25 protein-coding genes are annotated in these 24712 nt (G+C 23.8%); 19 read left to right on the top strand and 6 right to left on the bottom strand.

Annotated features, from left to right (window positions below; translation table 4 throughout):
• Positions 1-367 precede the first annotated feature (367 nt).
• Positions 368-3094 (bottom strand): alanine--tRNA ligase, encoded by a 2727-nt coding sequence (alaS, locus tag ACQH20_RS04005; RefSeq protein ID WP_425376591.1) that lies wholly within the window; start codon positions 3092-3094, stop codon positions 368-370.
• Positions 3095-3514: 420 nt separating this feature from the next.
• On the opposite strand from alaS, the gene ACQH20_RS04000 reads away from it, so the two are divergent.
• From ACQH20_RS04000 to ACQH20_RS03990, 3 genes are read left to right on the top strand one after another with little or no spacing between them, the layout of a single operon-like run.
• Positions 3515-3883 carry a hypothetical protein gene (locus ACQH20_RS04000; protein ID WP_425376590.1) on the top strand — a complete coding sequence of 123 codons (369 nt, stop codon included), beginning with the start codon at positions 3515-3517 and terminating at the stop codon, positions 3881-3883.
• Positions 3829-4077 (top strand): hypothetical protein, encoded by a 249-nt coding sequence (locus ACQH20_RS03995; protein ID WP_425376589.1) that lies wholly within the window; start codon positions 3829-3831, stop codon positions 4075-4077. The genes ACQH20_RS04000 and ACQH20_RS03995 overlap by 55 nt, the downstream gene beginning before the upstream one ends.
• Positions 4078-4136: 59 nt before the next feature.
• Complete coding sequence (locus ACQH20_RS03990) at positions 4137-4553, top strand: transposase (protein WP_425376588.1); 417 nt, start codon at positions 4137-4139, stop codon at positions 4551-4553.
• Between the two features lie 20 nt (positions 4554-4573).
• Here the strand turns inward: ACQH20_RS03990 and ACQH20_RS03985 are convergent, their stop codons facing one another.
• Entirely contained in the window at positions 4574-5479 is a 906-nt protein-coding gene (locus tag ACQH20_RS03985; RefSeq protein ID WP_425376587.1) for a hypothetical protein, read from the bottom strand.
• A gap of 63 nt (positions 5480-5542) precedes the next feature.
• Here ACQH20_RS03985 and ACQH20_RS03980 point away from each other — a divergent pair, with 63 nt between their 5' ends.
• From ACQH20_RS03980 to ACQH20_RS03915, 14 genes are all read left to right on the top strand, one after another.
• Complete coding sequence (locus ACQH20_RS03980) at positions 5543-5983, top strand: hypothetical protein (RefSeq protein WP_425376586.1); 441 nt, start codon at positions 5543-5545, stop codon at positions 5981-5983.
• Positions 5984-5999: 16 nt separating this feature from the next.
• Positions 6000-6704 carry an Mbov_0401 family ICE element transposase-like protein gene (locus ACQH20_RS03975; RefSeq protein ID WP_425376585.1) on the top strand — a complete coding sequence of 235 codons (705 nt, stop codon included), beginning with the start codon at positions 6000-6002 and terminating at the stop codon, positions 6702-6704.
• A 405-nt stretch (positions 6705-7109) separates the two neighbouring features.
• Entirely contained in the window at positions 7110-8684 is a 1575-nt protein-coding gene (gene rny, locus ACQH20_RS03970) for a ribonuclease Y (RefSeq protein ID WP_425376584.1), read from the top strand.
• A gap of 164 nt (positions 8685-8848) precedes the next feature.
• Complete coding sequence (gene ffh, locus ACQH20_RS03965) at positions 8849-10204, top strand: signal recognition particle protein (protein WP_425376583.1); 1356 nt, start codon at positions 8849-8851, stop codon at positions 10202-10204.
• Between the two features lie 331 nt (positions 10205-10535).
• Positions 10536-10787 carry a hypothetical protein gene (locus ACQH20_RS03960; protein WP_174480064.1) on the top strand — a complete coding sequence of 84 codons (252 nt, stop codon included), beginning with the start codon at positions 10536-10538 and terminating at the stop codon, positions 10785-10787.
• Positions 10768-13455, top strand: coding sequence for an Mbov_0397 family ICE element conjugal transfer ATPase (locus tag ACQH20_RS03955; protein ID WP_425376582.1), 2688 nt, complete (start codon positions 10768-10770; stop codon positions 13453-13455). The genes ACQH20_RS03960 and ACQH20_RS03955 overlap by 20 nt, the downstream gene beginning before the upstream one ends.
• Positions 13456-13822: 367 nt before the next feature.
• On the top strand, positions 13823-14122 hold the full coding sequence (locus ACQH20_RS03950; protein WP_425376581.1) for a hypothetical protein: 300 nt from the start codon (positions 13823-13825) through the stop codon (positions 14120-14122).
• A 58-nt stretch (positions 14123-14180) separates the two neighbouring features.
• Positions 14181-15539, top strand: coding sequence for an Mbov_0396 family ICE element transmembrane protein (locus ACQH20_RS03945; protein ID WP_425376580.1), 1359 nt, complete (start codon positions 14181-14183; stop codon positions 15537-15539).
• A 34-nt stretch (positions 15540-15573) separates the two neighbouring features.
• The gene (locus tag ACQH20_RS03940) at positions 15574-15702 is read left to right on the top strand and encodes a hypothetical protein (RefSeq protein WP_255495888.1); all 129 of its coding nucleotides are present in this window, start codon (positions 15574-15576) and stop codon (positions 15700-15702) included.
• Between the two features lie 45 nt (positions 15703-15747).
• The gene (locus ACQH20_RS03935; RefSeq protein WP_425376579.1) at positions 15748-17631 is read left to right on the top strand and encodes a VirD4-like conjugal transfer protein, CD1115 family; all 1884 of its coding nucleotides are present in this window, start codon (positions 15748-15750) and stop codon (positions 17629-17631) included.
• A gap of 210 nt (positions 17632-17841) precedes the next feature.
• The gene (gene pgsA / locus ACQH20_RS03930; RefSeq protein WP_425376578.1) at positions 17842-18516 is read left to right on the top strand and encodes a CDP-diacylglycerol--glycerol-3-phosphate 3-phosphatidyltransferase; all 675 of its coding nucleotides are present in this window, start codon (positions 17842-17844) and stop codon (positions 18514-18516) included.
• Positions 18506-19312 (top strand): SDR family NAD(P)-dependent oxidoreductase, encoded by an 807-nt coding sequence (locus tag ACQH20_RS03925; protein WP_425376577.1) that lies wholly within the window; start codon positions 18506-18508, stop codon positions 19310-19312. The genes pgsA and ACQH20_RS03925 overlap by 11 nt, the downstream gene beginning before the upstream one ends.
• Positions 19313-19464: 152 nt before the next feature.
• Positions 19465-19614 (top strand): hypothetical protein, encoded by a 150-nt coding sequence (locus tag ACQH20_RS03920; protein WP_425376576.1) that lies wholly within the window; start codon positions 19465-19467, stop codon positions 19612-19614.
• A gap of 320 nt (positions 19615-19934) precedes the next feature.
• Entirely contained in the window at positions 19935-20102 is a 168-nt protein-coding gene (locus ACQH20_RS03915; protein WP_338986562.1) for a hypothetical protein, read from the top strand.
• 417 nt (positions 20103-20519) lie between these two features.
• Here the strand turns inward: ACQH20_RS03915 and ACQH20_RS03910 are convergent, their stop codons facing one another.
• Positions 20520-20654 (bottom strand): hypothetical protein, encoded by a 135-nt coding sequence (locus tag ACQH20_RS03910; RefSeq protein ID WP_425376575.1) that lies wholly within the window; start codon positions 20652-20654, stop codon positions 20520-20522.
• Positions 20655-20660: 6 nt separating this feature from the next.
• On the opposite strand from ACQH20_RS03910, the gene ACQH20_RS03905 reads away from it, so the two are divergent.
• Both ACQH20_RS03905 and ACQH20_RS03900 read left to right on the top strand, forming a co-directional pair.
• Positions 20661-20882, top strand: a complete 222-nt coding sequence (locus ACQH20_RS03905) for a hypothetical protein (RefSeq protein ID WP_425376574.1) — start codon at positions 20661-20663, stop codon at positions 20880-20882.
• Positions 20824-21882, top strand: coding sequence for an IS3 family transposase (locus tag ACQH20_RS03900; RefSeq protein WP_425376573.1), 1059 nt, complete (start codon positions 20824-20826; stop codon positions 21880-21882). The genes ACQH20_RS03905 and ACQH20_RS03900 overlap by 59 nt, the downstream gene beginning before the upstream one ends.
• Positions 21883-22175: 293 nt before the next feature.
• Here ACQH20_RS03900 and ACQH20_RS03895 read toward each other — a convergent pair whose 3' ends face one another.
• The 3 genes from ACQH20_RS03895 to ACQH20_RS03885 are packed head-to-tail and all read right to left on the bottom strand — an operon-like array spanning position 22176 to position 24551.
• Positions 22176-23336: a hypothetical protein gene (locus ACQH20_RS03895; protein ID WP_425376572.1), complete on the bottom strand. Its 1161-nt coding sequence runs from the start codon at positions 23334-23336 to the stop codon at positions 22176-22178.
• Between the two features lie 58 nt (positions 23337-23394).
• Positions 23395-23907, bottom strand: a complete 513-nt coding sequence (locus ACQH20_RS03890) for a hypothetical protein (RefSeq protein ID WP_425376571.1) — start codon at positions 23905-23907, stop codon at positions 23395-23397.
• Positions 23895-24551 carry a hypothetical protein gene (locus tag ACQH20_RS03885; RefSeq protein WP_425376570.1) on the bottom strand — a complete coding sequence of 219 codons (657 nt, stop codon included), beginning with the start codon at positions 24549-24551 and terminating at the stop codon, positions 23895-23897. Before ACQH20_RS03885 ends, ACQH20_RS03890 begins: the two co-directional genes overlap by 13 nt.
• Positions 24552-24712: the final 161 nt, after the last annotated feature.

Below are 24712 nucleotides of genomic sequence, written 5' to 3'. Positions count from 1 at the left end.
CACCTTCCTTAAAGTATTTTTAACACAAAGGTTACAATTCTGTGTCTACTTTATTCTAGATGTTCAATTTTAAGCGCTATTTGAAATTTGTATTTATTTAATAGTGTAACTTTCCAAAATAATTTAATTTTTTAATAAATATTTTTGGGAAATTTTCACTCGATATTGACAGTTATTAATTAAAAAATGTATTTTTTCTAAAATTATTATCACTACTATTTTCTATATTTCATCAATAAGAAATTATAAAAGATTATGCAATTACTGTAATAATGTTATATATGATTGTAAAACATTATTGATGTTGAACATATATTATTGTATATCATATAATATTTATATAAATTAATACATATAAGCATTAAGTTTAATATATAATTTTATTAATTTCTTTTTCTGTAATAAACTTATCAATCTTCCCTTGCGCTAAGATTGGGCTACCGCCACCCTTACCATTATATGTTTTTAATATTTTTTGTAAAATATTATTACTTTGATACTGTTTATTATTATGCAATTCTTTACTTGAAGCAACTAATACTAAATATTCTTGATTATTAATTTTATTAATAAAAATAATAATAATATTTTGATATTGATTACGATAATGTTCAATTATTTCTCTTAATGTTTTAATATCTAAATTTTCAAAATTTGCAATTAATAGTTTAAAATTATTTTCATTTTTTGGAACTAAAGTTAAATATTTTTTCACTATCTTCTGACGATTTAATTCTTCAAAATTAATTTGTCATTTTTTAAATAAACCATGTAATTCTAGTAATAACATTTTTCCTTTTCTTCAATCAGCAGCTACCACTTTTAAATTATTAATAGCATCATATATTTTTTCAATTTCTTCTTCTTGCATACAATTATCTTTATTTTTTTGATATTGAATAAATAAACTATTGCTTTGTCCTTTAATCATCATTATTTGTTGTGTTAAGTATTCATTAATAGTTTTTAATGATGTTAAAGCATGAATTCGATAAGAACCAGATCCTTTTGACTCAACATTAGTTATTAATAATTGTTCTACTTCTTGTGAATTATAACAATGAGTACCCCCACAAAGTTCAATTGAAAAATCACCAAACTTAATTACTCGAACTTTTTCTTCATATTTTTCACCAAAAAAAGCTAAAGCTCCAATTTTGATTGCTTCTTCATATGTACAATAAATAATTTCACAAGGATATTTACCTTTAATTCATTTACTTACTTGTTGTTCTATACTTATAATTTGTTCTAAAGTTAACATTTCATAATGACTAAAATCTAATCGTAAATATTGATAATTATTAAAACTTCCAGATTGCATAACATGTAAACCTAATAATTTTCTTAAAGCAGCATGTAATAAATGAGTTCCTGAATGATTTTTTCTTGTATAAAAACGATGTGAACTATTAATTTGTGCTTCAACAATTTCTGTTTGTGTTAATTCACCTTTTACTTCCACTTGATGAATATGTTGTTTTTGTGGTCCTTGTTGTACATCAATAACAGAGGCCGTTCCATTTTCTCCTTTGATAATACCATCATCAGATGCTTGCCCCCCCTTTTCTGCATAAAAAGGCGTTTTATTTAAAATTAAATAACCTTTTTCATTTTTTAAAAATTTTACCTCATGCTCTGATTTAAACATAAAAACAATATTTGTATTTATTTGTTCTTTATCATAACCAACAAAGGTTGAAGGAACTTTTAAATTAGTTAGTAATGAAGATTGAATTGTTAATGCTTGATGATTAATTCTTACTTTTCTTGTATTATCTTTACTGTTATCCAATAACTTTTGAAAACCTTTTAAATCAACAGTCGCATTTTCTTCATTTGCAATCTCTAATGTTAATTCAATAGGATAACCATAGGTATCAAATAATTTAAAAGCCGCAGTTGCATCTACTTTTTTATTATCTTTAATAACTTGTAATAATAATTGTTTTCCTGTTATCAATGTTGTTCAAAATTTTAATTCTTCACTTTTAATAATATTAGTTACTAAATCGACTTTTTTATGTAATTCTTGATAATGTTGACCCATAACTTTGATAATAATTGAAACTAACTTAAACAAAAATGGTTCATTAATATTAAGTTTTTGTCCATATACAACAGCTCTTCTAATCAATCTTCGTAATACATAACCACGATCTTTATTACTAGGAAAAACACCATCACTAATTGCAAAAACTAAGCAACGAATATGATCAGCAATAATTTTAAATGCAGTATTAATAGTTTTTTGTTTAATCTCTTGTGTAAAATAATTATTAATATCATAACGAAAATTTGTCAATTTTTCACATTCATGAATAATATTTTGAAATAAATCAGTATCAAAATTAGTTGGCACATCTTGTAAAATTGCTACTAGTCTTTCTAATCCTGCACCAGTATCAATATTTTTTCTTGGTAAATCAGTATAATTATTTTTGCCATCATTATTAAATTGTGAAAAAACAATATTTCAAATTTCAATATAACGATCATTTTCAATATCATCTTTTAATAATTTAATACCAATATTTTTAGGATCATATTTAATACCACGATCATAATAAATTTCAGTATTAGGACCACAAGGACCTTGACCCATATCTCAAAAGTTAGTAGATCTTGTACCTTTAATAATACGTTCTTTTGGTAATTTAATAATATTTAATCATAAATTATATGTTTCTTCATCTTCATTAAAAACTGTTACATATAATAAATTAGCATCTAAATTTAATCACTTTTTACTAGTTAAAAATTCTCATCCTCAAACAATAGCTTCTTTTTTAAAATAATCACCAATTGAAAAATTACCTAACATTTCAAAAAAAGTTTGATGTCTTGCTGTAATACCAATATTTTCAATATCATTAGTTCTAATTGCTTTTTGTGAATTTGCTAATCTTTTAGCAATTGGGGTTTGTCGTCCATCAAAATATGGTTTTAATGTAGCAACTCCAGAATTAATCCACAATAGTGAAGGATCATCATTTGGAACAAGTGATGCACTTTCTAAAATGTGATGATCATAACTTTTAAAAAAATTTAATCAAGTTGTTCTAACTTTATCTGTTGTTCATTTTATTGACATAATAATTTCTCCTCAAAATAATAAAAATTCCTATCAAAATAGGAACGTTTTTTAACGCGGTACCATCCTAATTCACTTACAAAGTAAATGCACTTAATTAATGATTAAAATTGTTAAATTAGGAGCTTCTAATTAATAATGGTTAAGTGCTTACACTATTCACTCTCGCTGAAAACTAATTATTATTAATTATACTTATCTAATTTAGATTAATATAAATATTAATTTTAATTTTAATATTAACCATAAATATTAGTTATTACAAGCAAAAAGATAAAATTATGAAATATTTTTATAAATTAAGGGCGCATAAATTTAACTCATAGTTTCATAAATAACAAAGTGAACATCTAGAATAAAGTAGACACAGAATTGTAACCTTTGTGTTAAAAATACTTTAAGGAAGGTGTTCATTTTTTTATGGCTAAATGACTATCAAAAGAAGAAAAGTTAAAAATAATAAAAATAAGTAAAATTAAAACAATTGATAAAACCGCATTAGAGTATGGTATTGGTCGATCATCAATAAAAGAATGAATTAAAGCATATAAATTATTAGGTGAAAAAGGTTTAGAATATGGCAATGGAATTCGTGCTAAAAAAACCAAAAGAACAGGTCGACCCAAATCTTTAAATTTTAATGAAATGACAAAACAAGAATTAATTGAATATATTGAGGCAATGAACGATATAAAAAAGTATTTAGAAAAATCGACAAAAAAAAGAAATATTTTGTGATTTTCTCATTGAAGAAAAAATATCAGATTAGTTATTTATGTTGATTATTAAATGTTTCAAAATCAGGATATTATAAGTGAATTAAGAATGGAATGAATGAATTTAATAAATGAGATACATTTTTAGCTAATATAATTAAAAATATTTTTTATGAATTTCAAGAAATTTATGGTTATAAAATGATAACTTTATGAATTAACAAAATTTATAATTTAAAATTAAAATTTCATATTGTATATAGATAATTGTTAAAGATTTTCATAATAATGAAATATTAGATTATAAAATAAGTGCAAGTTTAGACATGACATTTGTTGTCCAAAACATTATCCAAGCTTGAGTTAATGCTCAAAAACCTACTTCATGAATTTTACAATCAGATCAAGGATTTCACTATACAAATCCTTCTTATAAAATTTTATGTGATGAATTAAAAATAAAAATTTCAATTTTTAGAAGAGGTAATTTCTATGATAATGGTGCTACTGAAACTTGATTTGGAACAATGAAAACAGAATTTCTATATCAAATTCCAAGAAAAAATAGAACTATTGAATGAATACAAGACAACTTACCTAAATATATTTACTTTTATAATAATTATCGACCTCAAATAAAATTAAAAGGAATGAGTCCAATCGAATATCGATTAGCTCATTCCAAACCAACAAATAATTACTTCATACCTATAAATTTAACACTTATAAACGCTATTTTATAAAATTTAATAAAAGGTTACTTTTATTGTCCACTTTTCTTGACAAGTTCAAATCTTAAAACAAATAAACCTAAACCACTAAACATATCTTGATTTTCATAATAAATTTTGCCAACTTTTTTAAGATTTTCCATCACTTTATCATTTAATGGTAAAAATGGAGTACAGTATTTTAAATAAAATGGATGATATTTATCATAAGAATTACATGTAAAAGTAATAAAGAAACTTTTATAAAAATAGCGAGTAATCTTTTTTCCAAAATTAGGACTATATATATTTTTATCAATAAAGGTTCAATTTCATTCTTTAATAGGTTCTTTTGATACTTTAATACGATTACTTCTAAACATAGAGTTTTGTAATCGTTCATATCGATATGTTAATTGTTTTTCTGTTAAAGTCTCTTTTTCTTCTGCCATAATAATTTCATCTGTTCTTGAACCTAAAAAACTTGAACCGCTTGCTTCTTTTCCAAAAATTTTATTACCATTAGCATAACCAATAAAGTCAATTTGTTGATTATTAGGAAAAATAATACATCCACCATCCTTAGTTATTTTTCATTTAATACCATGTGGATTATTAGGTAATAAATTAATATTATATGTATCTAATAAAACTTGACAAACATTCATTAAAGCACCAATTGTAGTTTCACTATGAGTATTTTCATATCGCCTTACTTCTTGAACACTACTATCACTAAAATTACAGCATATAAATAAATCAAATGCTAAGCAGTTTCAAGTTTTTCTTGTTTCACGTGCTGTTGGTATAAAACGATAAAAACAATTAGTAGTGAAAAATTCTGCTCATTCATCACCAACAAATTGTTTAAAAATATCTCAATTAAAACCATAATTATTATCACTAAAATTAAGATTATATTTTTTATTTAGTTGTGCATAACTACTAATAAAAGCCATATTTATTCCTTATTAACATATATAAGTTAAAATTAAATTATTTAAAAGAAAGGAACATTAAAAATGTTAAAATTACCATTCCCTAATCTTTTTGATTGAGACAAACACGATTTTAATCAAGATGAATTAAGTTTAAAACAAACAGAAGAATTATTTGCAAAAATAGATGAACAACTTTGAAATGAATGTGATAAATTTGTATATAAATCATATAGATTCAGAAAACGCAAATTAAAAGCAAAAAAACGTTTATTAAATTATAAACGACGTATTTGTACATATTATAACATAGAAAAACAAAAAACTGAATACGTATCTTTATTAGATAACTATCTTGGTGTTAAAAAATATAGCAAACTTGCACCTAATGTTATTAAACAAATTATAAAATATTTTGCTGATGATAAAAAAAATCGTGATGTTTGTGATACTTTTATTGAAGGTTTAATAAGTAATAGTACAGTTTGTAGAACATATCAAAAAATTTGAATTACCAAAAGCTAATATCCCTAAAATAGTATTGCAATCAAATCAAACTTTATATATAAATATTGATGATGGACATAGAAAATTTAAGTTTAATGAAAAACACAATACTAAAAATTGTAAAAAATGTTCTATGAGATTAATAATATTTTGTACTGGTAAAAAGAAAAATGGCAAATTAATTAATAAAAGAGCTGTATGTAAAATAAGAGTTTCAAAAACAGAAATTGGTGCAGAAAAAACAGCTAAATTAATTGAAAAATATGGTAATTTATATTTTGAAAATTTTGACCAAGCAAATTTAATAGTTTGTGGAGATAGTGCAAAATGAATTAGAAAAACTGCTACAATTTTAAATGCTAAATTTATTTTAGATAAATTTCATGCTTTTCATGTTTTATTTCTTGGTATAATTGCTGGAAGAAGAAAAAATAAAATTGCTAAATTACATTATGAAAATGCAATAAATTTATTTTCCAAAGTTCAATATTATGAATTAATTGATTTTTTACAATCATTAACTTTGCAATATAAAAAATTAAAAGTTGGTTATTTTATTAATGCAAAAGATGGTGCATTAAACCAAGCATTAGTTGAGAATATTGGTTGCTTTACTGAAACTAATATTAAACAAATTTTAAAACATATGATTGGTGATAGAACTTATAATATTGATATGTATACAAAAATGGTTAATTTTAAATGCTATCAAATAAATACTGCCATACAGTTATTATAAAATAAAAACTTTAATTTAAGAAAAACTAAAAATAAAATAAAACTTATTAAAGTTTACTTTAATAAGAATTTTTGAGTTATAAAAGTAAGTATTATTATTGACTAATATTTTACAAGTGTTAAGATTAACATACAATTGCATATTGAAGTCAAAATTATTCTCGTCTAACTTTATAATTTTAAGACAAATTTGAATATTATTGACAACATCGGTATGATCCCGAACAAATTAAGGAACGAATCAAGTTTTTAAAAAAAACATGCTAAAATTAATGTAGGATTATTATCCTACTTATTTGTGTGTAGATATTAAAGAAGAAAAATATAAAATTTTAATTTTATTTAAGTTTTTGAGTGTAAGGATTCTTTTTCTTGTAGGTTTTTTACAGCAAGGAGAGAAATATAAATGGAAAAAAATATGTTAGCTATATTATCAAATATAAGTAGTCAACAGTTTGGAATGTGAGTAGGTATATCAATTTTTCTAGCAATGATAGTAGGGATAATTGCTGGATTTCTAATTAGAAAAATGTATTTAAAAATTAAAGAACAACAAAGTTTTACTAATATTTTAAAGAGAGAAAAAGAATCTCAAAAATTAATTCAATCCTCAAGAGCCGATGCAAAAATTGAAATAAGTAAAATGAAAAAAGATTTGTATTTAGAGATTGAATATCGTAAAGAACAAAATTTAGAATATGAGAAATTTTTAAATAAAAGAGAACGCAAATTAAGTGAACGTGAAGAAATAATTGAAACACAAACACAAAATCTTTATCATCAACGTGAAATTGTAAAAAATGTTAAATTAGAATATCATCAAAAAATTGATCAAATTATTATGGAATTAGAAAAAATTTCTGGTATGAGTCGAAATGAAGCAAAAGATGAATTGTTTAGTAAATTAAAAGAAAAATTATCATTAGAATTTAATAAAATTATTAAAAATCATGAATATAATATTAAACTTCAATCTAAAGAGTTAGCCAATAATATTGTTAGTGAAGCAATAGAACGTTATGCAAGTAATTTTATTGTTGATAAGTCAGTATCATATGTTAAGTTACCTAATGAAGAAATGAAAGGCAGAATTATTGGTAAAGAGGGTAGAAATATTAAATCTTTTGAGTTAACAGCAGGTGTAGATATTATCATTGATGATACGCCAGAAACAATTCAAATTTCTTCATTTAATCCGATCAGAAGAGAAATTGCAACTAGAGCTTTAGAAGATTTAGTTAAAGATGGAAGAATTCATCCAATTAGAATTGAAGAAATCTTGAGATTTCATGAGCAGGAATTAAATGAAGGTTTTAAAGTTGATGGTAAAAAAATTATTGATGAGTTAAAATTAACTGGTTTTGAACCAGAGTTAGTATCTTATATTGGAAGATTAAAATATCGTACAAGTTATGGGCAAAATGTTTTATTTCATTCCTTTGAAGTTGCCAAACTTGCAGGAGCAATGGCAGCTGAATTGGGTTTAGATGTTAATATTGCAAAACGTGCTGGTTTATTACATGATATTGGTAAAGCTGCTGATTATGAATTAGAAGGTTCACATGTTTATAATGGTGTGATTTTAGCAAAAAAATATGGTGAAAGTGATATTATTATTAATGCTATTCATTCTCATCATGGTGATGTTGCAAAAGATAATGTTTATTCTTCTTTAGTTTCAGCTGCTGATACATTATCAGCAGCTAGACCTGGTTCAAGAAATAATTCATTAGAAAAATTTATAACTAGAATTAAAGAAATTGAAGATTTGTGTAAATCTGTTAAAGGCGTAGAAAAAGCATATGCTGTTCAGGCAGGAAGACAAATTAGAGTTATTGTTGATCCAAAAGTTATTAATGATTTTGATGCTCATATATTAGCAAGAAACTTAAAACAAAAATTAGAACAAATGATTACAATACCAGGCGATATTCATATTACTGTTATTCGTGAAGTAAGAGCAACAGAATTAATTAATTAAAAATTAATTAATTATTTTTTAGAGAACCCTTAGGTTCTCTTTTTAACTTTATAAAATATATAATTTGTTAATTCAAATATTTATTTTTTTATGTTTAATTTATTTTTTCATTATTATTTTAGTGTTAAAATAATATAGTCTTAAAAATAGAGGAGAATATAAATATGAGTTTTGCTGACATTATGTCAAAAAAAGTACAAAAAACATTAGAAAAAAATTTAAGTAAAAAAACTTTAACCATGGAAAATATGGAAGCAACAATTAAAGAATTCAGATTAATTTTGTTAGAGGCTGACGTTAATTTTAGAGTCGTTAAAACTTTAACTAATGAAATTATTAATAAAGCAAAAGGTGAATTTATTAAAGAAGGCTTAGATCAAAAAGAAATGTTAATTAAAATTATTCATGATGAATTAACAAAGATTATGGGTACTAAGAATGTTGAATTAGATTTATCTACTAATCCTACTGTTATTATGATAGTTGGTTTACAAGGTTCTGGTAAAACAACAACAATATCTAAACTAGCAAAGTTGTTAACAGATAAATATCAAAAAAAATGTTTACTAGTTGCAGGAGATATTTATCGTCCAGCTGCTGTTGAACAATTAAAAGTTTTAGGAAAACAATTGAATATTGAAGTTTTTTCCCAAAAAAATGAAACTCCTACTAATATTGTTAAAAATGCTCAAATATATGCTAATAAAAATAAGTTTGATGTAATATTAATTGATACAGCTGGAAGATTACACATTGATGAAAAATTAATGCAAGAACTAGCAGAAATAAGAAAAATTACTTCACCAAAAGAAGTTTTACTTGTTTGTGATGGTATGGCAGGACAAGATATAATTAATGTTGCTATTGAGTTTAATAATACTATTCCTATTACTGGAAGTATAATCACTAAATTAGATGGTACTGCTAAGGGTGGTTCAGCTCTTTCAATTTCTTATTTAACAAAGATTCCTGTTAAGTTCTTAGGAATGGGTGAAAAGGTAACTGATTTAGAGGTTTTTTATCCAGAAAGAATGGCAGAACGTATTTTAGGAATGGGTGATCTTACTACATTAATGGAGAAGGCCGAAAGTATAGTTTCAACTCGTGATGTTGAAGAAACTATGAATAGAATGATGTTAGGTCAATTTGATTTGAATGACCTTGTTAATCAAATGAAGCAAATTCAAAAAATGGGTAAATTGGGCTCACTTGTAAAAATGATTCCTGGTATGTCTGCTAAAATTAGTGATGCTAAAATTAGTGATGCTGAAACTGATTTAAAAATAGCAGAATATATTATTGCTTCAACAACTGCTCAAGAACGTGAAAAGCCACAAATTTTACGTTATCCAACTAGAAAAGCAAGAGTATTAAAAGGCTCAGGTCGTTCAGAAAAAGAATTAAATAAAGTGCTAAACCAATTTGAAAAAACTAAAAAAGTTATGGATCAAATTGCTGGTCAGATTAAAAAAGGAGAAATACCAAATATTCCAGGATTAGATAAGTTAATAAAAAGTTAGAAAAATAAAAAAAATTTGTTATTTTTTGTTAATTTGTTAAAATTTATTTAACTCAAGAAATGTATAAAACTTTGATTTCTTGAGTTTTTATAGATATTATTTTATTAAAATTTTTTTAAATTTTCTTCTTTGTTTTTAAAAATTTAATTTATTTTTTAAAGTAAAACTAGATTTTAAAAAGAAAATAGTGTTTAAATAGTGGGTTATTTTAAATTAAAAATATAGCAAAAATTTATTTTTTCTTTTTCAGTTGCTTAATAATATTTAGGGAACAAGATAACTTTGAATTGTGTTTAGTAAACAAATTAAATTCAGTTAGGAGACAATGATTATGAAAGATACGTATACATCTGTTCGATTAGCTCAAAAGCCACAAAATTCTTTTGCTTGCTATCGATGTGGTAGAGTAATTTTGATAGCTGATTACTTAGAAGGAATAAATATTCAAGTTAATTGCAGTCGTTGTGGCTTTAAGAAGCGTGTTAATAGTATAAAGATAGAGAAAATAAACAGTAAACCAAATTCAGCGCTAAATTCTAATGAAATTTCAAAAGAAAAGATAAATGAAATTTTTAATTCCTAAAACTATTAAATTTGTAAAATTACAAATTTGGAGAAGTGTTGGTTTAATTGATTTATTAATTATTTTAATGGTAGTTGGATTTGCTTCAATTATTATTTTATTGTTGCAAATTGATATTATTTTTAAAATATTAGCTGTTATTTTAGTTAGTTGTGCTACTATTCCGCTTACTTTTTATTGACAGCCAAGAAAAAAAGGATGAGAAATTATTTTATTATGATTTAAATTTCATAGTAAAAATCGTTATTATAAATCTGAAAAAAATTCACAAATATTAGTACCATTTAAAAAAATTATTAGTAAGAATGTGATGCAATTAAATGTGAAAAATACAAATTATACTAGAGCTTTATTATTGGAGGGTGTTAATATTACATTATTATCTAATGAAGAAGCCTCAAATAAAATTAAAGATTTAGCTGCAGCTTTTAAAATTATTAATATTTCTATGTCTTTAATAAAGATTGATATGCCTTTAGATATAACTGCACAAACTAATTTTTATAAAGAACAACTCGAAAAAATTGATTTAGAAAATATTAGTGAAAAAGCAAAATTAGCAAGAAAATTTCAAATGATATCAGCAATTAATGCTAATAATGAAATTCAAAATCAAAATGAAATGACACAACCTTTTTTTTACTTATTTTTTTATTCATCAAATCAAGAAAAATTAAAAGAAGAAGTAAATGCTTTTAAAAATTATATCAGTCGTAGTGGTGTTAAAGCTAGTGATATTAATTGTTTTGAAATGATGGTTGTTTATAGTAAATTAATAAATTCTAATGAAAATGCTTCGTTAGAAGAAATGTTTACTACAAAAAAAGAAGAAACTGTTAAAAGTAAAGATTTAACTAATGATTTAGCAATTAAAGAATTATTAGTTCATAAGAATAATTTAGAATTTGCTAATTGTTTTCAAACTGTTTATAACATATATGATTATCCATTTGAAGTTTCAGCAGTCTGATTAGCAAATTTAGTAAATATTCCGAATACTAGTTTAATCTTTACTTTTAATAGTATCAGTGAAGAAAGTGCTAAAAAACAATTGAATAAAGCTATGCAAAATTTAGCAACTTTAAATTTTATGACAAAATCATTATCAGAACGAAGAGATTATGATTATCATTATCAATCATTAAATGAATTATTAGATCAAATTGCTGGTGGTGGTGAAAAAATATTTAATACTAATATGTATTTATTAATTAATGGTGCTGATCGTAAGCAACTTAAGCAAAATATTAGTACTGCCGAATACGAAATAAAAAACAATAATATGAAGTTTGATAAATTATATTATCGTCAATTAGAAGCTTTTTTATCAGTAATGCCAGATAGTGCTGATTGATTTAAAGAAACAGGTCATGAAATGCCATGTTTAACAATAGGTGCTAGTTTTCCTTTTTTAAATCAAGAATTAAATGATAAACAAGGACTGTTTCTTGGATTTAATGAAAGTGGTAATAAAGTATTTTTTGATCAAAGAACTAAAAGTAGTACTCGTAAAAATCATAATCAATTAATTATTGGTACTAGTGGTTCAGGAAAATCTTATACTTCTAAAAAAGAAGTAAATTATCAAATTATGCTTGGTCATAAAGTAATTGTTATTGATCCTGAACGTGAATATCGCGATTTATGTAATTATCATGATGGAAGTTGAATTGATGTTGGTGACGGTTCTTCTGGCAATATTAATCCATTTCAAATTACATTGGCACTGAGTGATGATAATACTAATGATAATAATAGTCGTGATATTTTAGCACCACATATGCAATTCTTAGAACAATTTTTAAACGTTGCTACTGGTGGATTAACGAGAAATGAATCAAGTTTATTAATGATTTATGTAAATTTAATGTATGAAAAATTTGGTATTACTTCTCGAACAAAAATTCATTTATTAAAACCAAATCAATTTCCAATTTTTCAAGATTTATATGATATTATTGAATCTGATATGGTTAAAGAAGAAGAGATTAGAAGTAAAAATGAATTAAAAAATTTACTAATTATATTATCAAGATTTGCAACTGGTGGTACTGATGCTAATTTATGAAATGCTCATACTAATATTAATAGCAGTAGTTTATTACAAGTTTATGATTTATATACTTTAACGCAATCAGGGAATAAACGTTTAGTTAACGCTCAAATGTTTTTAATTTTGAAATATATTGAAAATGAAGTACGAAAAAATAAAAATGATAATGAAATTAATAATAAACAACAATGAATTTCAATTACTATTGATGAAGCCCATTTACTTATTGATAAAGAATTTCCAGCAGCATTATTATTTATGTATCAAATTGTTAAGAGAATTCGTAAGTATACAGGTATGATAAATATTATTACACAAAATATTAACGATTTTCTTGGTTCTGAAGAAATTAAAAAATATACTACTGCTATTATTAACTCAAGTCAATATTTAAAAGTATTAAACTTACAACCTCATGATTTAGCGGCATTAAATGAATTGTATTCTTCATATGGTGGCATTTCTGCTAATGAAACTGATTTTATTGCTCGTGCTAAAGTTGGTGAATGTCTTTTTGCTATTTCTAGTTTATATCGTATGTGTTTAAATATTAATGTTAGTGATGCTGAAACACAAGCAATTAAAAATATAAAAAATAAAGAAATTGAAAATTAGTATATTTTTTTATACATTATCGATTTCATCAATAATTATTAATTTATTTTAAATTAAATATAAAGATACTTTCTTATTAATAAAACTTATAAGTTTTATTAATATGATTTTATTTAAATAAAAAATTTTATAAAACAATAAAAAATAAGTTGATAAAATTGAAAATTTTTATTTACTTTATTTTAAAACCAACTATAATTAAAGTGTATCAACATTATTTATAACATATGAATTTGACTGTAAGTCCTAATTTATCTCTTTAAGGAGTAAAATAGGGCTTATTATATTATTAGATAAATTCATGCTTTATAAACAATTTTGATTAGTAAATAATTTTATTTTTTTATTATTTAAGGAGGAAAAACTTATGATTTTTAATTATCTATCAGATGGACCTGATATAAATAAAATCATTGATGTAGCAAAACCTTATGTTTCGGCAGTTGCAGGATTGCTAATTGCTGCTTTAATTGCATTTAGTGTTTTTAAAATAATTATATTGGCAAAAGATTTAGCGGCCGCTGGTGATGATCCACAATGTAGAAGTGAGATTAAAAAAGCGTTTATGTATACATTAATTGCACCAATTATTGGCATTACTGCATCAGCAATAATAATTGCTCTTGTGCAAGCTTTTGGTGGTAATCCAAATATTCTTCCTAGCTAACTAAAGAAAGTTATATATTAACTTAATATTAAGTTATGAAGAGAAAAGAGATGAAAATATGGATTGACTAACAGATATTATACTAGGAGCTTTATTATTTATACCTTGACTTATTTTCATTCAAGGACCATTATATTTAATTGATATTTTATTGAGATCACCTAATCATGGTCATGGCGGCATATTTGATTATTTAACAACTGATGCGATAACTAATTTAGTTTTTGGAGATTTTACTAAAGATCCACTTAATAGTAAAAATTTACCAGTATTTTTTTCAGCATTAGCAATTGTTTCAATTGGCGTAATACTTATTATGTTTATTATGCAATTAATTATTATTCAATTTACTGAAACACATACAATTAGAGAAAAATTAGGTAAAGCTATAAAAAATACATTTTTAGCTTTTTTAGTAATTGTTTTCATTCCATTTTTTATGAGTACTATAAATTATTTAATAACAGGATTATTGGCAGTTTTACAAATTACAGTTTTAGGAAAAAATGCTAGTTTAGCTGATTTATTATGAGGTATTGGTGCTCCGGATGCTAATGCTGCTCAGCATGATCCTGGTGTTTATTCAATGCCACCTATTTCTCAATTAAAACATTGAAACTTTATTCTTGAAATTATTGCGGTGTGATTTACTTTATATGTATTATTTGTTGCATCAATGACATTGGTTGAAAGAATTATTGATTTATTACTTTTATTTTCAATATCACCAATTGTTGCTTCTATGATGCCTGTTGATCAAGGAAAAAGATTGGGTGTTTGAAAAGAAATGGTAATAGGTAAGTTTATTATTGGTCCAGGAACGATGTTACCTATTTATATCTTCCTTCAAATATTACCAAAGGCAATATTAGATATTACTAATAATACTAATTTTAGTTGACTTGAAAAACAAGTTTTATATACGTTATTTTGTACAGCCGGTGCTATTAGTTGTTTAAGAACTCAAAAAATTATTAATCACTTAGTAACACAAAACTTAGGTGTACAAAGTGCTATTGATTCTAATGGAGCAGCTATTGCTGGAAATATTATGGGTAAAGCTCGGACTTTTGCTAGCCTTGCAGCAAGTGGTGCTGGTGCATTAAAACTTGGGAAACAAATTGCATTTGGTGGTGCTAAAGATGGAAGAAATCCTGATGGTAGTCAAAAGAAAGCAAATGGACTATTAAAAAATGGTATAACAGGTTATTTAGGTAAAGGTACTAAAGGAGTTGCTAAAGGAATTGGTAAATTTCAAAATTCTCATGATCAAGGTACTAAATGACAAGATACAAAAAATAATTTAAAAAGCCCTTTTGTTGGATTAAATAATATGGCTAAGGGTGCTTTTGTTGAACCTTTTGTAAATTTAAATAACACTAGAAAGAATGCAAGAAGAGGAGATCCTGATGAATAAAAAAGTAAAATATTAAAATCTTGGAGAAATAATCATGAAATTTAAAAAAACAAAAAATGAATTTAAAAAGAAAAAAAGTTATCGTTGAAGACGTAATGTAACTATTGGTATTTTATTATTAATAATATCAGGAATTGCTGGTGTTATTTCCCAATATGGGTAAAATATAAATTATTATAAAATATATAAAAAATAAAGGAACATAAAAATGAAATTTATTCGTCAAAAAAAATGAGTACTACCAGCAGTAATTATAATTGTTATACCCTTTTTAGTATTAATAAATACTTTATTAGTTTATGCTTTAGTCTTTGTTCGTAACATGTTTTCTCATAGTGGAGATAATCAACAACCATTTACACTTAAATTTTTAATACAGGATGTTATTAATTATTGATTAATATTTTTAATTCTATTTGTTATTGAATTTTCGGTTTTATTATCTTACTTTATGATTCATAAATATAAAATTTATCTTGAAACTCATAATAAAAGTCGCTTTTTACGTGATTCAAAAAATAAAGTGTATGGATCTGCTGCTTGATTAACACCCACTGAAATTGCTAATACCTTTCCTTTATCAAAAACTGTTGAAAATGATTACGGTATTGTTGTTCAAACAACAAAGACTAAAATTGGTGGTGTCCAATTTAATATTAAGTCTGATGCTCATAATATTGTAATTGGGGGAACAGGAAGTGGTAAAACTCAAAAATTAGTTATTCCAACTATATATTTAAATGCCCAATCGAAAATTAAACCATCAATGGTTATTACTGACCCAAAAGGAGAATTATTTCAAAATCATTCTAAAATATTAAAAGATAATGGTTACGATGTTTATGTTATTAATTTACGTGATACATCAGTATCTAATTCATGAAATCCTTTTGTTAAAGTATATGATTTTTATGTAGAATCAATGCGTTTAAAAAAAGAAAATAATCCTTTAAATGAATCAATTACTTATGAATCAATGGCATTATCATGAATTAATGATATTGTTGAAGCTTTATTTCCTGAATCAGATCCAAAACAAAAATTTTGAAATCAATCAGCGATGCAAGTTGTTAAATCAATTATGTTATTTATGCTAGAACAACTTGAAGATCAACCTGATGTTCCTTTAAAATACTTTAGTATGTCAAATGCTGCTATTGTTGCTACTAATCGTCAACGATATGTTGAAATTCTAAAAAAAATGCCAACTCATAGTTTAGCTCGTCAAATTGGTTTAGGTGCATTAGAAGGTGCTGAAGAAACTGCGGGATCAATTAGTCAAATGGTTGCTAATGGATTACGTTTATTTACTGATCCAGTGACGCGAAATATTAGTTGTAGTAATGATATAAATTTAGATGAAATTGTAAAAAAACCAAGTGCTGTTTTCTTAGTTGTTCCTGATGAAAGTAATGAACGTAATGCTTTTGTATCAATGTTTATTGCACAGTTATATAAAAATACAATTCGTTATGCAAGTACTTTACCTGATATTAAATTACCACGTCCTTTATACTTTTTATTTGATGAGTTTGGTAATATACCAACGATTGCTAGTATGGCACAAATGATTACTGTTGCACGAAGTCGTAATATTTTTTTCATGATGATTATGCAAGATTTACAACAATTAACACAAAAATATGGTAAAGAAACAGCAGAAACTATTTTTAATAACTGTATTTTGCATACTTTTTTGCAAACTATGGATTTACAAACCGCTAATAAATATTCAGATATGTTCGGTGAAAAGACAATTATTAATTATAGCCATTCTGGTAATAAAGATAAAAAAGCTGATAATATTAATTCATCATTACAAGGTAAAAAATTAATTACAGGTAGTGAGTTAATGAAATTAGATTTTGATACTGCTGTTATTTTTTTAGCAAAACATAATCCAGCAAAAACACGTTTAATTCCGTTTTATGAATGAGGAAGTAAACCGGCAGGACAAGCAACTGTTACAAATGCTTCACGTTTAATTGATTTTAATAAAGATTATTATTTAAGTTATATTGGTTTATTCTATTATATTGAGAAAAGAAAAAATCCACAAGCTGCTGCCGAAAGAGAAAAATCAGAAAAATAAAAAACAAACAATAGTTAAGAAAATGTATATAAAAGAATATTTATTTTAATATATAAATGTATATTATTGATAGATATAGAAAATAACGATATACTTATTTCATGAATAGATCAAAAATATAAGTTTTACTTTTTATAAATTATGCTAAAAAAGGTAAGTACATAATAATATTAAATATTATAAATAAACTTATATGAAAGGATTTTAAATATGAATATTTCCAATATTATTTCTTTAATAAGATTAATATTAGTCCCAATTATTGTTAGTTTAATGATTATCGGTCCAATAGATAATGATAATTTTTATCATCTTTGAATAACAAGTATTAATATTAATAGTTATAGTTTACCGATTAGTTGGTTAATAGCAGCAATTTTATTTATTATTGCTGCCATTAGTGATTTTATTGATGGATGATGAGCAAGAAAATTTAATCAGGTAACAACTTTTGGTAAATTTTTTGATTCAATTGCAGATAAACTTTTAACTAATGGTGTTTTAATTGTAATGGCATGTGCTACTATAATTCCGGTTTGAATGGTAATTATTTTGGTATTACGTGATTTTATTATTGATGTAGTTCGTCAAATTTTGGCTACTAAAGGTACAGTAATGGCTGCTGATAAATATGGTAGAATAAAGGCAGCAGTACAAATGTTAGGAATTACAATTTTATTTTTTATTAATTGACGATTTTTAAATGGTAGTGTTAATGGTCATAGTAATAATGATCAATATGGTTTAATTAATCAATTAGTAATGATACCAATGTACGTTGCTACAGTATTAAGTATTTTTAGTGCTTATAATTATATTAGTTCAAATAGTAAAAAATTGTTTAATATTGAAAATAAAAGGAGTATTAATATAAATGATAAATAAAGTAATTGTTTTGAATCAGTGAGCAGTAGTTACAGGAGCGTCTAAAGGATTGGGATATTATTACTGTCAAGCATTATTAGCACAAGGTTATCACGTATTAGGGGTATCACGTGATAGTAAAAAAATATTAGAATTAGCAGATAAGTATCCACACTTACAAGTTAAAAATTATGATTTAGATTTATCTGATTTAAAAAATATTTATAAATTATTTGAGTTATCAAAAGAATTAAATGTAACAGTAGTTATTAATAATGCTGGTTATGGTGTTTGAGGAACATTTGCAGATAGTATGTTAGAACAAGAATTAAATATGATTAATTTAAATATTTCTTGTTTACATATTTTAACAAAGTTATTTGTTCAACGTTTTAGTAAAAATAATTATGGTCGTGTTATTAATATTGGAAGTATGGCAGCTTTTAGTCCAGGTCCTGTTTTTGCTAGTTATTATGCTTCTAAATCATATGTTTGAAGTTTAGGTGTTGCAGTTAATTATGAATTAAAAAGAGCAAAAAGTAAAGTAAGAGTAATTACAATTTGTCCAGGTCCATTAAAAACTGAATTTTGAAATCGTAGTAGTAATGGTAAAAGAAATAAAGAACATTATAGTTCATTATTACCAGTTTTAGATACTGAAACTTATGCTAAAAAGTCTTTACAAACAGCCTTAAAAACAAAAAGAAAAAGTTTTATTATTACAGGAATTTCTAATAAAATTACAAGAACTATTATTAGAATATTACCTTTAAAAACAGTACTTAAGTTAGTATATAATTATCAAAAAAATCGCTAATAATGAATTTCATTTTTTATTTTAATCGTAAAAATTATTAAAAAACATTTATTTATTATAAATGTTTTTTAATTGTTTTCTTTAAAAGAAAGGTTTATGATGTATCCAACTTCTTAAGATTTTAAGAAGTTATTAAAAAAGAGGTGTTATTTATGAAAAAATATTTATCAATGTTAACAACAATAGTATTATCAGCAGCATCAATATTTTCAACTTCTTCGATATTAAATTCATATGTAAAAAATTCGGGACTTTCCAGCAATCTGTGTAACTTAGTGATTTTACAACTAAAATTTATTTAAAAAACACAGTTTTTAGGAAAGTCCTAAAAATCCAATTTAATAAATGTTGATAATTTACATGATGTAATACAACCAATTGATATTGTTGAATACCCTATTTTTGCTGATAATGGAGAAACTACAGTTAAAACTTTTGAAAAAATGTTATTGTTCTTTTTAGTAATCCTTCAAAATTAAAATATATAGAATTAACTGATATAAAAAGTCATGTCGATTTTCATATAAATGGAAAAGATTATTATAATGATCAAAGTAAGAATTCAGTTATTGTATCTAGTGATACAAAGTTTATTGATAATAGTATTTCACATGAAGGAAATATGAATAAAGTTCAGCAAACAGTTAGTTACGATTATGATTGAAATCAAAAAGCATTTATTTTTAAATTTGTTAGTGTTGAAACAGTTACAGCAAATAATGAAAAAGATACTCAGTTTGTGAGAGGTTATTTTACTACTAGTTTAAAGTTAAATTTGCATGAATTTTAATTTATAGTTTAAAATATTATTTTTTTAACTTAATTAGAAAAATTATATTATAAAAGTAGTACTTAAGTACTACTTTTATTTATTTTTTGTTTTTTAAAATAAAATAATTATAATAAAATAAATAATATTTATATTATAAAATTAATTAAAGCATTAATAATAATTTATAATAATGATTAATCAAAATATATTATATACAGTATGAGATTCTATTGTAATTTGGTTTAAATTTGTTATTATTATATTTGTCCTAAAGTTTTAGGACAAAACATCAGTTTAATTAATTTAAAATTGTAAATTTGGCTTTATGCCCTTATATGAGTAATTTTCATGTAAGGGTTTTGTATTTTAATTTATTGATATGAGTCTTTAATTTAGTTTAAAAACTCAATTTAATACCTATTCCAATTTCATAAATTAATATTCCCACTTACCCTTAAACCAAAATTTATACAGACTAATAATTAAAAACATTTTAAAATGAACATCTAGAATAAAGTAGACACAGAATTGTAACCTTTGTGTTAAAAATACTTTAAGGAAGGTGTTCATTTTTTTATGGCTAAATGACTATCAAAAGAAGAAAAGTTAAAAATAATAAAAATAAGTAAAATTAAAACAATTGATAAAACCGCATTAGACTATGGTATTGGTCGATCATCAATAAAAGAATGAATTAAAGCATATAAGTTATTAGGTGAAAAAGGTTTAGAATATGGCAATGGAATTCGTGCTAAAAAAAACCAAAAGAACAGGTCGACCCAAATCTTTAAATTTTAATGAAATGACAAAACAAGAATTAATTGAATATATTGAGGCAATGAACGATATAAAAAAGTATTTAGAAAAATCGACAAAAAAGAAAAAATATTTTGTGATTTTCTCATTGAAGAAAAAATATCAGATTAGTTATTTATGTTGATTATTAAATGTTTCAAAATCAGGATATTATAAGTGAATTAAGAATGGAATGAATGAATTTAATAAATGAGATACATTTTTAGCTAATATAATTAAAAATATTTTTTATGAATTTCAAGAAATTTATGGTTATAAAATGATAACTTTATGAATTAACAAAATTTATAATTTAAAATTAAAATTTCATATTGTATATAGATATATGAAAAATATGAGTTTAAAAGCTAAGGTTCGCATAAAAAAATTTGATTATAGAACTAAATCAGGAAGTTTAAGATATGATAATTTATTAAAACGTGATTTTTCAACTACTAATTTAAATGAAAAATTAGGTACTGATATAACTTATTTATTAACTAATGGTAAAACATATTATTTATCAATTGTTAAAGATTTTCATAATAATGAAATATTAGATTATAAAATAAGTGCAAGTTTAGACATGACATTTGTTGTCCAAAACATTATCCAAGCTTGAGTTAATGCTCAAAAACCTACTTCATGAATTTTACAATCAGATCAAGGATTTCACTATACAAATCCTTCTTATAAAATTTTATGTGATGAATTAAAAATAAAAATTTCAATGTCTAGAAGAGGTAATTCCTGTGATAATGGTGCTACTGAAACTTGATTTGGAACAATGAAAACAGAATTTCTATATCAAATTCCAAGAAAAAATAGAACTATTGAATGAATACAAGACAACTTACCTAAATATATTTACTTTTATAATAATTATCGACCTCAAATAAAATTAAAAGGAATGAGTCCAATCGAATATCGATTAGCTCATTCCAAACCAACAAATAATTACTTCATACCTATAAATTTAACACTTACAAACGCTATTTTATAAAATTTAATAAAAGGTTACTTTTATTGTCCACTTTTCTTGATAAGTTCAGTTTTAATTCAAAAGAAATAAATAAATATAATTTAAATAATGAAACTATAATTGGGACTTTCCTAAAAACTGTGTTTTTTAAATAAATTTTAGTTGTAAAATCACTAAGTTACACAGATTGCTGGAAAGTCCCAAATAAATCAAGAAAATTATAAAATTTATTTTATATAAATTCTTATTGTTTCTAATAAGATATTTTATTTTTTCTTTTATTAATTTGAACTTAAATTTTAGATTCATATTTTTTATAATATTCTAGGCAAATCAATTCTAAAAAAATTATCTAATTTTTCTCATGCAATATTACGTTGACTTTCTTTAGTATCTATTCACTGATCAAAGGCTTCGGCAAATAAATCAAGATGTGATTCTCGGCCATATTCGCTTCTCACAATACCATATGCTAAAAGTTTTTGATAAATTGGATCGTTAATTTTTGTACCATTTGCTAATGATGAAATCATATAATTAGTTTCATCAGTTATTTCTCCTTTTTCTAGATTATCTTTTAATAAATAAGATGAATTAAAATAATTATTTCATCATTTTTTAGGATCATTATCTGCAAGTGAATTTATTCTTTGTTTTCCTTGAAAATTTAAACGAATAAAAGAGCCTAAAGCATGACCATATTCATGAACAATTGTTCTAATAATACTTTTTGAAGCTTTATAACCACTAACATATTGCCAATATTGAGTTCTTTTAGTAAGAGAATTTGGATTTATTGCCATAACTTGAACTAATGAATAATTTTGAAATTGTGAATCATAAACATAACCAGATTTAACAAAACCAAATAAGCCATTTTTATTAATTTTAGCCACTCGATATAAAAGTTTAAGAACATTTTTTTTACCATAAATTTGTGAAAATATATTATAAAATCGAACTAATTTATCTTTTATCTCTGCTTTTTCATTAGCATTTATTGTAGATGAATTAATTAATGTATCCCAATTAACATTTGTATAAGTTTTGCCAAGATTAGTAGTATTAATTTGATTTTGTAAATCAGAAAAATCTGTAAAATTACTCTTATTATTTGCTAACAAGTTAAATTCATTAATCGATTCTTTTTTTGCCTGATATTGAATTTTTTCTTCTAAATTAGTAACAAAGTTTAGTTTTTTACTAGTTTTATTAAATCAATTTTGCGGATTTTTTAAATATCATTGTTTTAAACTGGCAGCATCTTCACCTTCAATAAAATTTATGCGATCACTTACTACTTTATTAATTCTCTTATTGATATCAGGAACAATATAATTACCAGAAATATCTTGCTCATTTTCATCAGCTAAATCATAATCATTATTAGTACAACCTCACCTACAAGCAATAACATTTATTGTTGTTGCACTAACCAAAATATAATTTAAAAAAAATCTAATTATTTTTCTCATAACTTTATCTCCTGAATCTATATTTAAATAATTAGGGATTTATATTAATTTAATTATGCTATCATGAAATATTTAACTTATAATAAGGTATTTCTGTATAACTTTCTGATACTTTTGTTGAAAAAGCAAATATTTTTGATCCTGGTTTAGGAGTTATTTTTGCAGTTTTTAATTTTTTATTAAAACTCTCAATAAGAAATTCATTATATAAAATATCTTTATACTTATCAGCAATTTTTTTACCAAGTGTCTTTACTACAACATCATAAAATAATTTTTTTTCTGTATATAATCCTTCTAACTTAATGTCAATTTCTTCATCATTTTTTGGTTGTTTACCTTGGTAGTTAATAAAAACTCGATTATTTTCTGTTGGTAATGGTAAAAAGTTTGCTTTAAATGATGAATAATTCATAATATTTTCAATTGCAAAACTAAATTCAATCTTTCCTTCATTATTAAAATTGGGAAAACTTAACTCATATATTTTTAATGCTGAACTAGTTAAAGCAGATGTAATCTCATTTTCATAAAATTTTATTAATTTATTACGATTTCCTAAATATTCCATAACTGTTGCAAATCTCCCAAATTGACTTGTTGGATGTAAGAATGTGCTTTTTTCATACATATCAGTATTAAAATAAATTTTTCCAAGATTTTGTTCATAAAAAATATCCGAGAAAATTCTACTGGCTTATTTAAAATATCTATTTTACCTTGAAAGTGACTATTACTTTTTGCTATTAAAGAAATATTTTTATTATCTTGATTAATTAGTACATCTAAATCATTATTAGAAAACTTAGTACCATTCATAATATTAATTGCTTCTAAAATTAAATCTTTATCAACTATTCCGTTTTTTTCAAAACTTTTACTATAAGGCAATGCTTTTTTAGTTATTATTTGACTAATATCATTACTTAGTCAAAGCAAATTAACCTCTTTAACTAAAAAAGGTAAATCTGTTGTATCTGGCATATAACGAATAATAGCCTTTGTCATTCCATCTAACATATCAACATCAATATTATCAGTATTCATTTTTTCTTTTCTTAATTCACTTTTCAAACTAAATGAATTAGGAATTATAGTATAAGTTTCTTTAATACTATTATTTATTTTGCTTAGATTCGTACTTAATACATTTCCAAAACTTCCTACAGTTCTTCCAAATGTTAAAAAACTTAATGTTGCTAATAATAATTTCATAAATTAAAACCCCTTTATATTAATAATGTAATTCTACATGATTTCTATGTTTACTTTTTTCTAATTACTTTTACCATTAATAGTATTCATTATTACAAATAATACTTAAGTTATTATTATATTTAATTTAAAAAAATGATTAATAAAGCATATACATTGCC

Source organism: Spiroplasma endosymbiont of Aleiodes alternator (assembly GCF_964031135.1).
Classification (GTDB): Bacteria; Bacillota_I; Bacilli_A; order Mycoplasmatales; family VBWQ01; genus Spiroplasma_E.
This window is presented reverse-complemented; position numbering and strand designations above follow the sequence as displayed.